We start from the raw sequence: 13,756 nt of genomic DNA, 5'->3' as shown, positions 1-13,756 counted from the left end.
AGGTGCAGGCAGAAAAACGAATCACGCTCCGGACGGCTGTGGCGCTTTCTTGCCTAACCGGATCAGCTCGTTGGAGAAACACAGTCCGCTGAGAATCAACCCGGCCCCAAGGTACAAGGTATCTCGAGGTACCTCATTGAGGATCACGAACGCCAGCAGCGCGGCAAACAGCGGTTCAGTCAGTTCCAGTGCCTGGACTTGCGATGGCTTCAGATACTCGATGGCCTTGGTGGTACAGAAGAAGCCGAGGATGGTCGGCAACGCAGCCAGAGCCAGCAATGCCATGACCGCCGCCAACGAAAGCTCTCCGATGATGAACCCATCGGTCGCAGCCGGCATCAGCAGGTAAAGACTGCCGAAAAACAACAGTTGGCGAGTGAAATGCAGCCCCCCGGAAACGCCCATGCGCTTCATGGCAACCGAAAATGCGCCATAACCGCAGCCTCCGATCGAAGCGAGCACTGCGCCTTGCAGCGTGAAGCCTTGTTCCAGGTCGGCTCCAAAGATTACGGCAATACCGGCTATCGTCAATCCGGCGCCTACTGTCGCGTTGGCGGTGATTGGGTCCTTGAGGACTATCCGTCCCAGCAGTATCGAAGAAATGGAAGCGCTCGCCATCAGGATCACCACGACACCTGCCGCGGCGTAATGGCTATAGGCTGAGGTTTCAAAGTGGAACAGCACAAAAATGCCGAGAAAGGCGCAAACGGCCGCAGGGAGCCACTTGGCCGTATGCAGGGGCCGCTTGAGGAACATGAGCAAGGCTGACAGCAGCAGGCAGCCAAGTACGGTTTTTATCAGGGCGATGCTGCTGGAGCTGAATCCACTGTTCATCAACACCTTGCTGAGTACGCCGATCGTTGCATTCAATGCTGCGGCGCAGAGTGCAAAGAGGACGCCTTTGCCGAAATGAGATTGCATCAATACTTTCCTTGTCATTGGCTTTATACATTCGCCCCGTCGATATGCAGGCGATTGCGGCCCGCTTGCTTGGCGATATAGAGCGCCTGGTCGGCGCGTTCAATTAGTGACGGCGGGCTGTCGAGGGCTGTTCCATCGGAGCAGGCGATGCCGATACTGGCGGTTACTTGTCCGAAAGGGCTGCCTTCGTGAGGGATATGTTGCAAGGCCAGGCGCTCGAGCATCAGCCTGGCAACGACGGTTGCCCCATCGTTGTCGGTATCGGGCAGGATCACAGCCATTTCCTCACCCCCGTAGCGTGCCAGCAGGTCGCGAGGGCGGCGGATGCAGGAGGAGAGCAGGTGAGCCATCTGCTGCAGGCAGGCATCGCCAGCCGGATGCCCATAGGTGTCGTTGTAGCGCTTGAAATGATCGATGTCGATCATCAGCAGCGCCAGCGTGGTCCCATCTCGATGGGCCATGCGGATCTCCTGGGTCAGCGCTTCGTCAAAGCAGCGCCTGTTGGCAAGCCCCGTCAGCGCATCATGCATCGCTTGGCGTTCGAGCTGTTGGTTGCTCTCAAGCAACTGCTGTTGGGTCAGTCGCAGTTCGTTTTCGACCGCGCTTCGCCGGCTCATGGCTCGAATCAGCAGCCAGCCAATGGTTCCGGTCAGTGCGAGCAGCGCAGCGACCACCAGCGACGACAGCAGCGCCTCGAGCCGCCAGGCTGCAAGTGCTTCCTGCTTGCCCAGCGCGACCGTTGTCACCAGGGGTAGCTTGTCACTCTTGCGAAACGCATAGAGGCGTTCTACGCCGTCCAGGCTGGAGGTGAATGACGCGGTGCCGGCTGACTGGTCGATGAGGTACTTGGCGAAGATTGGCGACTTCGAAAAGTTGCGCCCCATGTCCTGTTCCCGAAACGGATAGCGCACCAGCATGGAGCCATCGGTAAAGGTCAGCCCGATGGCACCGTCATGGCCAACGTCCAGCTTGCCGAAAAGCTGCAGGAAGTTCTCCACGCCAAGCGTCATGGCAACAACACCGGCGAATTCTCCGCGGTCATCGTTGAATCGCCGGCTGATGGTGATCACCCATTCCTGGGTGACGCGGCTTCGGATTGGCAAGCCGATGAAGGGGTCGCGGGACGGGTCGTCACGGTGGTGGATGAAAAAGGCCCGGTCGCTGCTGTTGGCGCCGACGGGAGTCGGACGGTTGGACGACATGAGCCAGCGCCCATCCTTGGCATAGATGGTGATGCCGCTCATTGGCGGCATCAATGGCTGCTGACGCTTGACCAGCTGACCCAGCCGTTCGATCTGTGCAGGTTCGGCGCCCTCGGTTTCCAGGCGTTCGACCAGGCCGAGCAACAGCATCGAGCTCTGCCGGACGATACCTTCCGAATAGGTGGACAGTGCCTGGGTCAGGTTCAGGCCATGGACATTGATGTCTTCCAAGGCGCGCTCGCGAGAGGCCATGACCTTCCACAGCGTTAGCGAGGCGAGAGAACAACCTATGACCGATAGCAGTAGCACAACAAGGTGGATGTCACGCTTCACGTCAATTCACACGCCTTTTTCCCTAAAGACCAAGCTGAGCGCCGACACGCTGTAACTAACCAAACGGTCAGGATGTAACTATCTGGTCCATGCCCAAAAATATAGCACCTAAATTATTGGAATGTCCGACAGAATTACGCGAGCTGAAGTTTTCCTTGAGGGCGCGAGTCGTTATCTTCCAACCGGGTTTTCAGAAGAGTCAGCATGGTAATCAGGCAAGTAACCCTGGACGTAGCGCACGGTTTTCTCCAGCGTTCGCGCCATGTCGGGATGTGCCAACTGATACTTTCGTTCCAATTGCTGGCTGTTACGCATGTCGAAGCGCTGTGTCTGAATGAAGTTCAATGACTCGGCGCTGATCGCGAATCGGGCTGCCAGTCCGGGAATCATCAATAGCCACTTGAGCAACCCTATCGGTACATGGCGGCGGGGTGCCTTGATCTTCAGCGTTTTTGCCAGTTGTTCGAGCATACCCTGCAAGTTCGGGGTGTGCTCATAGAGCGCCAGGACCTCCCGGTTGGCCATCGAGGGGTCGAACGCCACGCAGGTCATCATCATCACCAGGTAGTCGACGCTGACCAACGGCAACCAGTGCCTGGCGGAACCGGGGACAGCCTTGAACCGGCCCTGGGCCAGATTTCGAATCAGTTCGGCCAGGGGTTGTCCTTCAGGGATGTGCCCACTCTCGCTGTGGCCACACACCGTAGCAGGATGAACGATCGAGTAATCCGCGCCCACCTCCTGCATGTAACGGATGACTGCAAAATGGGACTCCAGCTTGCTGCCTTCGTAGCCACCTGCTCGGCTGTAGACTGCGGGCCAATTGGTGTTTTCAGGGCGTTCGTTATCAACCCCGATACTCGCAAGGTGGGTGAGGTTCTGCAGCATATAGCCGCCTACCATCAGTAATCGGACGCGCAGGCTCGCCGCGAGCCTGGCGACTCTCAGCGCTCCTTGTACATTGACTGCGCGGGCCTGTTCCATTGTCAGGCCCCAGGTAAACTGCGCCGCGAGGTGGAAGACTACAGCGGCTGAAGACACGCATTGCTTGTCTGCTTCACTGAGTCCAAGCCCCTCCCTGCTGATATCGCCTTCAACTGCATGGATATAGGCAGGGTCACCGCCCAGTCGGGTGACCTGGGCTCTCAGGCGCTCGATGTTTTCGGGGTTACGCATAAGTACCCGGGTCGTGTGCCCTGTTGCAGTAAGGTGGGCCAACAAGTGTTGACCCACAAACCCACTGCCGCCTGTGACGAAGCATTCCACGCTCATGTCTGAACCCTTGTATGGATGATTGGCGCAGGCTAAGGTGTAGAGCGTACTCTACAGTCAAGGGATTTTTGCTGTGAATATTGGTGAGTTGGAGCGCCGCAGTGGAATCGGTCGCCATACAGTGCGCTATTACGAGCAACTCGGGCTAATCGTGGCCCATCGACAAGCCAACAACTACCGCAGCTATAGCGACCAGACCATTATTGATCTGGCCTTTATCCAGAGTGCCCAGAGCGGCGGTTTTTCACTCGCCGAGATCGGCGACATCCTTGTAGCCAAGCGGGGCAATACGATCGATTGCGCGCAAGGCGCGGTCCTCGTCGCCAGCAAGATGGCCGAAATTCAAGCGAAGATCACCACGCTGCAGGCCGCCTATGTGTTTCTGGATGCGGAGCGTGCAAAGCTTGAAGCCAGCGCCATTGCCAACGGACTGACTGTTCCTGACCTTACTGTGAATTTGCATGGCCCGACGCTGTAGCTTGTTTATTCGCAACTATTTCTCATTTACACTTGCGTCTTGTTTTCGGGGCCTACCTCTTTTCAGGATGCATCGTGTCGCTCGATCCCGCCAAACCGACGCTGCTGTCTACATTGGTACGTCACTATGACGACCTGGTGGACCACATTCGCCGACGCTTCGGCGACAGAAGCATGGCGCGCGATGTAGTGCATGACGTGTGTGTGCAGTTGCTTGAGCGCGGTGAGAAAGAAAACGTTCGGACCCCGCTGGCGTTGCTACGAAAAATCTCCAACGACACCGCCGTGAGTCGCTATCGTAGCGATCGCCGGCGAGGCGCCTGGGTAGAGGCAGTTTCAGAGCTTCCGGAGGTAGCCTGCCCGGCAGCCACGCCGATGAGCCGGTATGACAGCGAGCGCGAGTTTCAACTGCTCGTGAGCGCTATCGCAGACCTCCCACCTCGCTGCCAGGCCGTTTTCGTCATGCATAAAGTTCACGAAATTCCCCAGGCAGAGGTAGCCGCTCGCCTCGGCATTTCCATCAAGACAGTCGAAAAGCACCTACGCCTGGGGTTGGCGGCGTGCAGGCAACGGCTTGGCCGCGATGAGGTGCAACCATGACGAAGCAGCCCGAACAGGCGCCACTGGACGAGGCTCTTGGGCGACACCGTGAAGAGCTCAAGCACCTGTTCCCCCTGCCGCCGTCCAGGCCTGCGCCCGCTAAAGCGGTAAAGTCAGCAGGTATCACGCTAGCGGTTGCGATCGCCTTTGCCGCCCTTGCCTGGCTGAACCCCGCCTATAAGAACGAGGGTTTCGCTACCGCTATTGGTGAGCGGCGCGCTGTGCTGCTGAGCGATGGAAGCAAACTGCTGCTCGATAGTGGCACGCACGTCGATATCAGATGGCGCCTGCTCAGCCGCGAAGTCGACCTGCGCGCTGGGCAGGCCCTCTTCGATGTGTCCTCGGCCGTGTACCGCCCCTTCGTAGTGTCTGCTGGCCTGGCGAAAGTCGAGGTGCTCGGTACGCTGTTCAATGTTCGCCGCCTGGATAACGAGGCGGTTCGTGTGACCCTGGCCCGTGGGCGCGTGGACGTCACCGTGGCAGCTGCGGCGCAAGCGCCTGTCACCCTCAGGCCAGGGCAACAGGTCGACTCGATTGGCGGGCAACTGATGCCAGTGGCGAAGGTCGACGCCTTGAAGGCGATGGCCTGGAAAGATGATCGCATCGTGTTCGAGCAGACGCCGCTGGATGAAGCGGTGTCGTTGCTACGTCACTATCGCAAGGCATCCATTGAGCTGAGCGACCCAAGCTTGGCTGCACTCAAGGTGACAGGGGTCTTCGAGGCGCACAATGTCGACCTGCTGCTGGATCTGTTACCGAGCATCCTGCCCGTCGCCGTGCTGAAACAAGAGGATGGCAGCGTCCGGATTCAACGTAAATCTACAAGAAAATAATTCTCAAGCGCAGGTAGGGTTTCTCGATTCCCATGGCGGCTATTGAAAAAAGCCCAACCAAAAAAAGGAACTCGAGAAGTGCATTTTCCCCTCCGCAGTCGCCAACTACGCCTGTCATTGCTTGCCAGTAGCCTGCTCATCGCAATGTCGGCCCAGGGCCGGGAACGGGTGAACGTGGATCTCCCTGCTGCGCCGCTTGGGGAGGCCATCAACGCCCTTGCACAGCAGTCTTCGGTACAGATCATCTTTGCCAGCGATCTCGGTGCAGGCCGAAACGTGCCCGCGGTGAAGGGGCGGTTCACACCTGAGGAAGCACTTCAAACGCTGCTCAAGGACAGTGGCTTGCAAGCACAGGCCAAGGATGAGCGCACCTTCGTCATCATCGCGCAAGGCACCGCTGCACCCAGGTCCAAAAACCAAAGCGTACCCGTGGAAATGGCGCAGATGGAAATCACGGCCTCGCGCACCAGCAGTAGCCTGGTGTCCGCGACGCGGCAGTCCACCGTTCTCGAGCATGAACAACTGCAGGAGCTACGCCAGGGTTCAGAGAGCCTGGCCACGGTACTGGCCAAGGCGATTCCGGGCATGTCCGACTCCAGCCGCACCATCACCGAGTATGGCCAGACCCTGCGTGGGCGCAGCATGTTGGTCATGGTCGACGGGGTGCCGCTCAATACCAACCGCGACTCTTCGCGCAACCTGGCCAACATCGACCCGGCGCTGATCGAGCGGGTCGAAGTCATCCGTGGCAGCAGCGCCATTTACGGCAGCGGCGCCACGGGGGGCATCATCTCCATCACTACACGACCTGCTGGCGGTGAAAGCCGTGCCGAAACCAGCCTGAGCGCCACTTCGCCACTTACCCGCCTGGGCAGCGATGGCCTGGGGGGCCAGTTCCAGCAGTATTTTGCAGGCTCTCAGGGCGCGGTGGACTACTCGTTCGACTTCGGCACCCGCCACATCGGTGCCTCGTACGATGCGCACGGCGACCGGATTGCTCCGGAGCCCAGTCAAGGCGACCTGTTCGATTCGAACATCTACAACATTGGCGGCAAGCTGGGGCTGCACATCGACGAGAACCAGCGAATCCAGCTTGCCGTCAGCCACTACGATGCACGCCAGGACACCGACTACGCTACAGACCCAAGCGTCGCGAAACTCCCCGCAGGCTCGGTGCCGGCCAATGCGATCAAGGGCCTGGATCTCGACGAACAGAACCGCATTCGCAACACACTGCTGAACCTGGAGTACGAGAATCTCGACATTCTCAGCAGCCGGCTTTCTGCCCAGATGTACTACCGGGACTACTTCACCCGCTTCACGCCGTTCGACGCCCGGGCCGTTGCTACCCGTGGCGGCAACGTGGACCAGATCATGCAGAACAGCGAAGTGTTCGGCAGCCGCCTGACCCTGCGCACGCCACTTGGCGACAGCGGCAGTACCGAGCTGGTGTGGGGTGGCGACTATAACCAGGAGCGCAGCGACATGCCGCTGGATGTCTTCGACCCAGCGGCTTATGACGCCAGTGGCGGCCTGGTCTTCGACAAGACCGGCAAGCTCACCTACATGCCCCCGCTCAAGACCCGAAGCGCCGGTGCGTTCGCGCAGCTTCAGCATCGCTTCGATGAGCACTGGTCGGTCGACGGTGGCCTGCGCTACGAATACTCCACCGCCGAATTCGATGACTTTGTTCCTTTGTCCGAATCCAGGGCTGCCTCCCCTGTGGCGGTGAAGGGTGGCGACATTCACTACGATGCGGTGCTGTCGAACCTTGGCATCGTCTATTCGCCGGTACTCGGCCAGGAAATCTACGCCTCCTTCAGCCAGGGCTTCCAGTTGCCCGACGTGGGCATCCAGTTGCGAAATGCGCGCCGTGGCTTCGACCTGGGGGCCTCGAACCTGGAACCGGTCAAAACCAACAACTATGAGATTGGCTGGCGAGGTGAGCTGGGCAGCAACACCCTGGGCACCCTGGCCCTGTTCTACACCACCTCCAAACTGGGGGACGTGCAAAGTTTCAACAATGGCCTGATTCTGACCCGCACCAAGGAGCGCATCTACGGTGCTGAAGCCAGTGCCGACTGGCTATCGGACGATGCGGTGTGGGGCGCAGGGGGCAGTGCGACCTGGATGCGTGGGCGAGAAAAGCCGGACGGCAAAGGCTGGCAAGACATGACCGGCTATCGCGTTCCGCCCCTGAAACTGACCGCCTACGTCCAGTACAAGCCGACCCTGGACTGGAGCAACCGCTTGCAAGCCACGTTCTTTGACGCCAAGGATTACAGGCTCGATGGCGTGGACAGCTTTGGCCGACATCAGGTGAGTTCCTATACGACAGTGGACCTGGTCAGCCAGTACCAGATCACCCCTGATGACAAGGTGAGCGTCGGCATCCAGAACCTGTTCAACCGCGACTACTACCCGCTTTACAGCCAGTTGTTGCGTAATAACAACAACACCAGCCACTTGCCGGCACCGGGCACTGTGTTGACTGCCAGCTATACGCATGATTGGTAAGGTTGTAAAAGATCGCCGGGCCGATGACGAGCCCGGCGCTCGACGGAAAGAAGAGGGCGCTTCGGGAAGGGTCAATGGGCGTCGGCGGAAGGCTGTGTCGGGGGCTGTACCTTGCGCATCAACGGCACCAGTACCGTGGCGAGCGCGAAACACACCATGATCACCAGAAAAGCGTCGGCGTAGGTCAGGGTTTGCGCTTCGCGCCAGGTCAATGCCCAGAGCTGGCGCAGCGCGGTATGGCTGGCATCCAGGCTGTCCTGGCCCAGGGCTTGGGCGTTGCTGCTCCATTGCTCGAGCCAGGCGTTCATCGTCTCGTTCTGAACGTTCAGGTGCTCGGCCAGGCGCAGGAAATGCAGGTTGGTACGGTCGTTGAGTACCGTGGCGCAAGCCGCAATCCCGAGCGCGCCACCCAGGTTGCGCATCAAATTGAACAAGCCCGAGGCGAGCTTGAGGCGTGCAGGCGAGAGCGCACCCAGGGTGAGGGTCACGGTCGGCGGCACGGCCATCTGTTGGGCAAACCCGCGAATGGCTTGAGGCAGCAGCAGCTCTTTGCCGCCCCAATCATGGGTAATCGAAGAAAAATCCCACATCGAAATGCCGAACAGTGCCAATCCCAGCATCAGGATCCAGCGCAGGTCTACACGGTTGGCGAGAAAGGCATACACCGGAATCGCCAGCAGTTGAAACACGCCAGTGGAAAACACCGCCAGGCCGATATCCAACGCGCCATAGCCGCGCACATGGCCAAGGAACAGGGGGGTGAGGTAGATCGTGGCGAAAATGCCGATTCCGGTAATGAAGGAAAACAGGCAGCCCAAGGCGAAGTTGCGGTCGCGCAGGGCACGCAAGTCAACGATGGGGTCTTCGATCTTCAGGCTGCGCCAGATGAACAGTACGCCACTGATGCCCGCCACCCAGGCGGTGGCAGAAATCGTTGCATCGCTGAACCAGTTCCAGCGCGGGCCTTCCTCCAGGGTGTACTCCAGGCAACCGAGAAACACCGCCATCAAACCAATGCCCAGGTAGTCAGCGCCCTTGAGCAAGTGCAGGTTGGGGTGGTCGACCTTGACCAGCAGCGGTACGGCGATGGTGACGAACAGGCCAGGAACCAGATTGACGTAGAACAACCAGTGCCAGGACGACACGTCGGTGATCCAGCCACCGACTGCAGGGCCCAGCGTAGGGGCGAGCGATGCGATGGCACCGATGACCGAGGCAGCGATCACCCGCTGCTTGCCGGTGAAGTAGATGAACGCGGTGGTGAACACCAGCGGGATCATCGACCCGCCAAGAAAGCCCTGCAGGGCACGAAAGGCAATCATGCTCTGGATGTTCCAGGCCAATGCACACAGCAGGCTGGTCAGGGTGAAGCCGGCCGCCGATGCCGCGAAAAGCCATCGCGTGCTCATGACCCGTGACAGCCACCCCGACAAGGGAATCACAATGATTTCCGCGATCAGGTAGGCCGTCTGCACCCAGGCGATGTCGTCTGCACCGGCCGAGAGCCCGCCGCCGATGTCCTTGAGCGATGCCGAGACGATCTGGATATCGATCAAGGCGATGAACATCCCCACGCACATGGTGGCAAAGGCCGTGACTTTCTGTGCGGGTGTGAGGACGGGCAGGGCGCCATTCATGGCCGGGCTGCCGATGCCAGTTTCGCTTGCGGCAGGGCCTGCGGCCCGGTGTCGACTTCGGCGATCACCGAAAGGCCCGGGCGCAGGGCGCCAAAGTCTGCATCGCTGCCCTCAAGGCGCACCCGCACCGGCACGCGCTGCACGATCTTGGTGAAGTTGCCGGTAGCATTCTCGGGGGGAAGCACGCTGAACTGAGCGCCGGTGGCTGGCGCGATGCTCTCGATGCGGCCATGGAAGGTATGGCCCGGCAGGATATCGGCGGTGACGCTGACCGTCTGGCCGACTTGCATGTTCGCGAGTTGGTCTTCCTTGAAATTGGCGTCCACCCATAGCCCATGGGCGGGCACTACAGAGATCAACTGACTGCCGGATGCAGCAAAGGCCCCGACCTTGGCTCGGCGGTTGCCCACGTAGCCGTCCACCGGCGAGCGTAGTTCGGTGTAACCGATATTGAGCCGCGCCTGTTCCCTGTCTGCCTCTGCCTGGGCCAGCGCGGCTTGTGTCTGCTGACGTTGCGTGTCGATCACCGCCAGTTGCTGGCGCGCCGCAAGCCAGCCGGCTTCGGCGTGGGCCCGATCGGCTTGCGCCGTTTTCCAGGTGGCCTCGACGCGTTGGGCGCTTTGCACGGAAACCGCCTGGCTGCTGACCAGGCTCTGGTAGCGGACCTTGTCGTTCATGGCTCGCTGCGCTTCAGCGCTGCGGGCGTCGATCTGCGCTTTGGCCTGACTGATGAGCGCATGCTGCAACTGCTCTACCGCATCGAGGTTTGCAAGACGGGCACGTTGCGCGGCGACGGCCCCATCCGCTTTGGCCAGTGCCGCCGTGTAGTCGCGCACATCGATCCGCGCCAGGAGGTCACCTGTCTTGACGAACTGGTTGTCCACCACCGCGACCTCGGTGATATAGCCCGGTACCTTGGCGCTGATCACGGTGACGTCCGCGCCCACGTAGGCATCGTCGGTGTCTTCGATGAAGCGGCCATGGCTCCACCAGTGGCTGGCATAGCCTGCACCGCCAACCATCGCGAGCACCAGTAGCGCCGTGCGCAGTAGGGCCTTTGAACCGATGGATTTCCTTGCAACTGCTTCGGTGGCGTCCACCGGGTCAGGCGCTGCACCAACGTGAGCATTCATGACGGTCAACCCTCTGAAGAGGCTTGGGTGGGGAAGGGGCTTACCAAGGTGCTGCCTTGGCGGTAGGCCTGGCCGGTTTCAGCGCGCCAATGGGTCAGCGGGTCCGCGTCGGGTGCGATACACAGCCGGTGCTCGTCCACGGTGATGGGTTTTCCAGTGTTGGCGTCCATGAGTGCCAGGGCGACAGGCTCGCCGGTGCGTTCATCGGCCAGGTAGACCTTGTGCGAACCCTCGGCATGCTTCGCACCCCACGCCATCAAGGTCAGGATCACCGGGCGCAGGTCACGCCCGGCCTCGGTGAGCAGGTATTCGAAGCGCGGCGGGTTGTTCTGGTACGGCCGGCGCTCGAGCAGGCCTGCGGTGACCAGGTCGGTCAGCCGACGGGTAAGCGTATTGCTGGCGATGCCCAGGCTGTGCTGGAACTCATCGAACCGGCGCAAGCCATAGAACGCATCGCGCAGGACCAACAGGCTCCAGCCATCACCGATGTGCTCGAGCGCACGGGCTACGGGGCAAGGCATGGGTTGGAAGCTGGCTTTTTTCATGGCATCGGCCTCGGGCGTCATCCTGGGATGAAGTCACTATCCGCCAGTAACTTTCATTATGCAAGTTACTATGGCCATGATTTTGATGTCCGTTGGTCGGCCAGATTGACTTACGTGCAGGGAATCTCATTACCCGCCAGCGTCGTCATGCGACACCCGTTGTTCACTCGGACGCAAACGACGGTCGTTCCGCGAACCATGCCACCGCCAGCTCCTTGAACGCCTCAGCCGAAGGCGTCAGCGGATAGCGCTGGTCATGGGCCAATACGATGCTGTGCGTTGGCAACTTCTCCAGAGTCGGCCGACACACCAGCGCTTGACCATCGTAACTACGGTCACCAAATGGCCGGGTATAGATCAGCGCCACGCCAAACCCGTTGGCGACGAGGCTACGCTGCAGCTCGAAGGTGCGCACACGGTGCACAGCGGCGGGTGAGAGATCGTAGAAGCTGAACAGATCCAGCACATGCTGCCAGCTGTGGACCTGATCGGTGACGACCAGGGTGTATTCGGATAGCGCTTTGAGACTGACGCGCGGCTCTTTGGCCAACGGATGATCGGCAGCCAGCAGTACCTGGGCAGTCAGCTGACACAGCTGTGTGCATTGCGTGTTCGGCGGCAGACCCAGATCGTAGGTGATTGCCAGCTCTATCGCGCCCTCACTCAGCCGCTTGCCAACATAATCGAAGCTGCCTTCGCGCATATCGACAGTCACCCTCGGGCAGGACTCCTGCATTCGTCGCACAATCTGTGGCAGGCAATAGGGCGCCAGGTCTTCAAAACATCCGACGACCAATTCTCCAACACACTCTCCGGCATTGGCATTGATTTCGGCAAAGGTCCGAGCCTCTGCCAGAACGCGACGGGCCTGGACCATGACGGTGCGACCGAATGGGGTCAGCGATATGCCAAGGCCACGTTGGCGTACGAAAATCGATTGACCCAGTACCTCTTCCAATTCGGTGATGGCCGCCGAGATGGAGGGTTGTGAAACATGAAGCTCCATGGCGGCAGTCGTCAGGTTACCGTGCTTGGCCGCTGCGAGCGCATAGCGAAGTTGTCGCAGTGTGAACTTCATAGTTTTTTCCGTTGTGATACATCAGGACATATTATTTTATCCTTTTTTGAGGTTGTGAAATATTTCTCCTGTGCGGTGGTCACCGATGACAGGTGCCACGCCGATGCCGATTGCAAGGCTCATCAGCCCGTTTGGCGACCCTCTTTGGGCCGGATGCCCTCGACTGCTGCAATCCATGTTCTTGTTTGGGAGCGTCACAATGAAAATTACAAAGGCTCTGCTGACCACGACACTATCTTTCGGGCTGCTGGCGGCCGCTGGCGCCAGCCAGGCGGCCGGTTGGTGCGAGTCTGGCAAACCGGTGAAATTCGCCGGTTTGAACTGGGAAAGCGGGATGCTGCTCACGGACGTGATGCAGTTCGTGCTGAAAAACGGTTATGGCTGTGATACCGATAGCTTGCCGGGTAACTCCATCTCCATGGAAAACGCCCTGAGCAGCAATGATATTCAGGTATTTGCCGAAGAGTGGGTGGGGCGCAGCGAGGTTTGGAACAAGGCTGCGGCTGCCGGCAAGGTGGTTGGCGTCGGCGCGCCGGTCGTTGGCGCGGTCGAAGGCTGGTATGTGCCGCGTTATGTGATCGAAGGCGATGCCAGGCGCAAACTCGAAGCCAAGGCACCGAACCTCAAGACCATCGCCGATCTGGGGCAATACGCACAGGTATTCAAGGACCCGGAAGAACCGGACAAGGGGCGCTTCTACAATTGCCCGGCCGGCTGGACCTGCGAGCTGGACAACAGCGAGATGCTCAAGCGCTACGGCCTGGAAAGCACCTATACCAACTTCCGCCCGGGCACCGGCCCGGCACTGGATGCCGCCGTGTTGTCGAGCTACAAGCGTGGCGAGCCGATCCTGTTCTACTACTGGTCGCCGACGCCGCTAATGGGCATGGTTGACCTGGTCAAGCTGGACGAGAAGCCAGGCGTGGATAAGTCCCTGACCATCAAAGTGGGCCTGTCGAAGGCCTTCCACGAGCAGGCGCCGGAACTGGTTGCGGTGCTGGAAAAGGTCAACCTGCCGATCGATCTGCTAAACCAGAATCTGGCCCGCATGAGCAAAGATCGTATCGAGTCGCCGGAACTGGCCAAGTTGTTCCTCAAGGAGCACCCCGAGGTCTGGCATAGCTGGGTCAGCGAAGACGCAGCCAAAAAGGTGGACGCGGCACTCTGAGCGTGTGAACTCGTCCGGCTCCTGCCGGACAAGGCGCATG

Annotated in this window: 12 protein-coding genes; 5 read left to right on the top strand and 7 right to left on the bottom strand. The window is 59.9% G+C overall.

Annotated features, from left to right (window positions below; translation table 11 throughout):
• Nucleotides 1–21 precede the first annotated feature (21 nt).
• The 3 genes from A4C63_RS16015 to A4C63_RS16005 form a co-directional block, all read right to left on the bottom strand.
• The gene (locus tag A4C63_RS16015) at nucleotides 22–921 is read right to left on the bottom strand and encodes a DMT family transporter (protein ID WP_063913521.1); all 900 of its coding nucleotides are present in this window, start codon (nucleotides 919–921) and stop codon (nucleotides 22–24) included.
• A 23-nt stretch (nucleotides 922–944) separates the two neighbouring features.
• Entirely contained in the window at nucleotides 945–2,456 is a 1,512-nt protein-coding gene (locus A4C63_RS16010) for a diguanylate cyclase domain-containing protein (RefSeq protein ID WP_082888346.1), read from the bottom strand.
• 171 nt (nucleotides 2,457–2,627) lie between these two features.
• Nucleotides 2,628–3,728, bottom strand: a complete 1,101-nt coding sequence (locus A4C63_RS16005; protein ID WP_063913519.1) for an SDR family oxidoreductase — start codon at nucleotides 3,726–3,728, stop codon at nucleotides 2,628–2,630.
• Nucleotides 3,729–3,801: 73 nt separating this feature from the next.
• Between A4C63_RS16005 and A4C63_RS16000 the strand changes: the two genes are divergently transcribed.
• The 4 genes from A4C63_RS16000 to A4C63_RS15985 all read left to right on the top strand — a co-directional run bounded on the left by A4C63_RS16000 (nucleotide 3,802) and on the right by A4C63_RS15985 (nucleotide 8,155).
• Nucleotides 3,802–4,206, top strand: a complete 405-nt coding sequence (locus A4C63_RS16000) for a MerR family transcriptional regulator (protein ID WP_063913518.1) — start codon at nucleotides 3,802–3,804, stop codon at nucleotides 4,204–4,206.
• A 74-nt stretch (nucleotides 4,207–4,280) separates the two neighbouring features.
• Entirely contained in the window at nucleotides 4,281–4,805 is a 525-nt protein-coding gene (locus A4C63_RS15995) for an RNA polymerase sigma factor (protein ID WP_063913517.1), read from the top strand.
• Nucleotides 4,802–5,638, top strand: coding sequence for a FecR family protein (locus tag A4C63_RS15990; protein WP_063913516.1), 837 nt, complete (start codon nucleotides 4,802–4,804; stop codon nucleotides 5,636–5,638). The genes A4C63_RS15995 and A4C63_RS15990 overlap by 4 nt, the downstream gene beginning before the upstream one ends.
• A gap of 78 nt (nucleotides 5,639–5,716) precedes the next feature.
• On the top strand, nucleotides 5,717–8,155 hold the full coding sequence (locus A4C63_RS15985) for a TonB-dependent receptor (RefSeq protein ID WP_063913515.1): 2,439 nt from the start codon (nucleotides 5,717–5,719) through the stop codon (nucleotides 8,153–8,155).
• A gap of 71 nt (nucleotides 8,156–8,226) precedes the next feature.
• Here the strand turns inward: A4C63_RS15985 and A4C63_RS15980 are convergent, their stop codons facing one another.
• The 4 genes from A4C63_RS15980 to A4C63_RS15965 form a co-directional block, all read right to left on the bottom strand.
• On the bottom strand, nucleotides 8,227–9,792 hold the full coding sequence (locus A4C63_RS15980; protein WP_063913514.1) for a DHA2 family efflux MFS transporter permease subunit: 1,566 nt from the start codon (nucleotides 9,790–9,792) through the stop codon (nucleotides 8,227–8,229).
• A complete protein-coding gene (locus A4C63_RS15975; RefSeq protein WP_063913513.1) occupies nucleotides 9,789–10,925 on the bottom strand; it encodes an HlyD family secretion protein in 1,137 nt (378 codons plus the stop codon). Before A4C63_RS15975 ends, A4C63_RS15980 begins: the two co-directional genes overlap by 4 nt.
• 5 nt (nucleotides 10,926–10,930) lie before the next feature.
• Nucleotides 10,931–11,470 (bottom strand): helix-turn-helix domain-containing protein, encoded by a 540-nt coding sequence (locus A4C63_RS15970; protein WP_063913777.1) that lies wholly within the window; start codon nucleotides 11,468–11,470, stop codon nucleotides 10,931–10,933.
• Between the two features lie 163 nt (nucleotides 11,471–11,633).
• Nucleotides 11,634–12,548, bottom strand: coding sequence for a LysR family transcriptional regulator (locus A4C63_RS15965; RefSeq protein ID WP_063913512.1), 915 nt, complete (start codon nucleotides 12,546–12,548; stop codon nucleotides 11,634–11,636).
• Between the two features lie 199 nt (nucleotides 12,549–12,747).
• On the opposite strand from A4C63_RS15965, the gene A4C63_RS15960 reads away from it, so the two are divergent.
• On the top strand, nucleotides 12,748–13,716 hold the full coding sequence (locus A4C63_RS15960; RefSeq protein ID WP_063913511.1) for an ABC transporter substrate-binding protein: 969 nt from the start codon (nucleotides 12,748–12,750) through the stop codon (nucleotides 13,714–13,716).
• Nucleotides 13,717–13,756 lie beyond the last annotated feature (40 nt).

The sequence above is a fragment of the Pseudomonas sp. p21 genome, from assembly GCF_001642705.1.
GTDB lineage: Bacteria > Pseudomonadota > Gammaproteobacteria > Pseudomonadales > Pseudomonadaceae > Aquipseudomonas.
The sequence above is the reverse complement of the archived record's forward strand: the minus strand, read 5'-3'. Positions and strand labels throughout refer to the sequence as shown.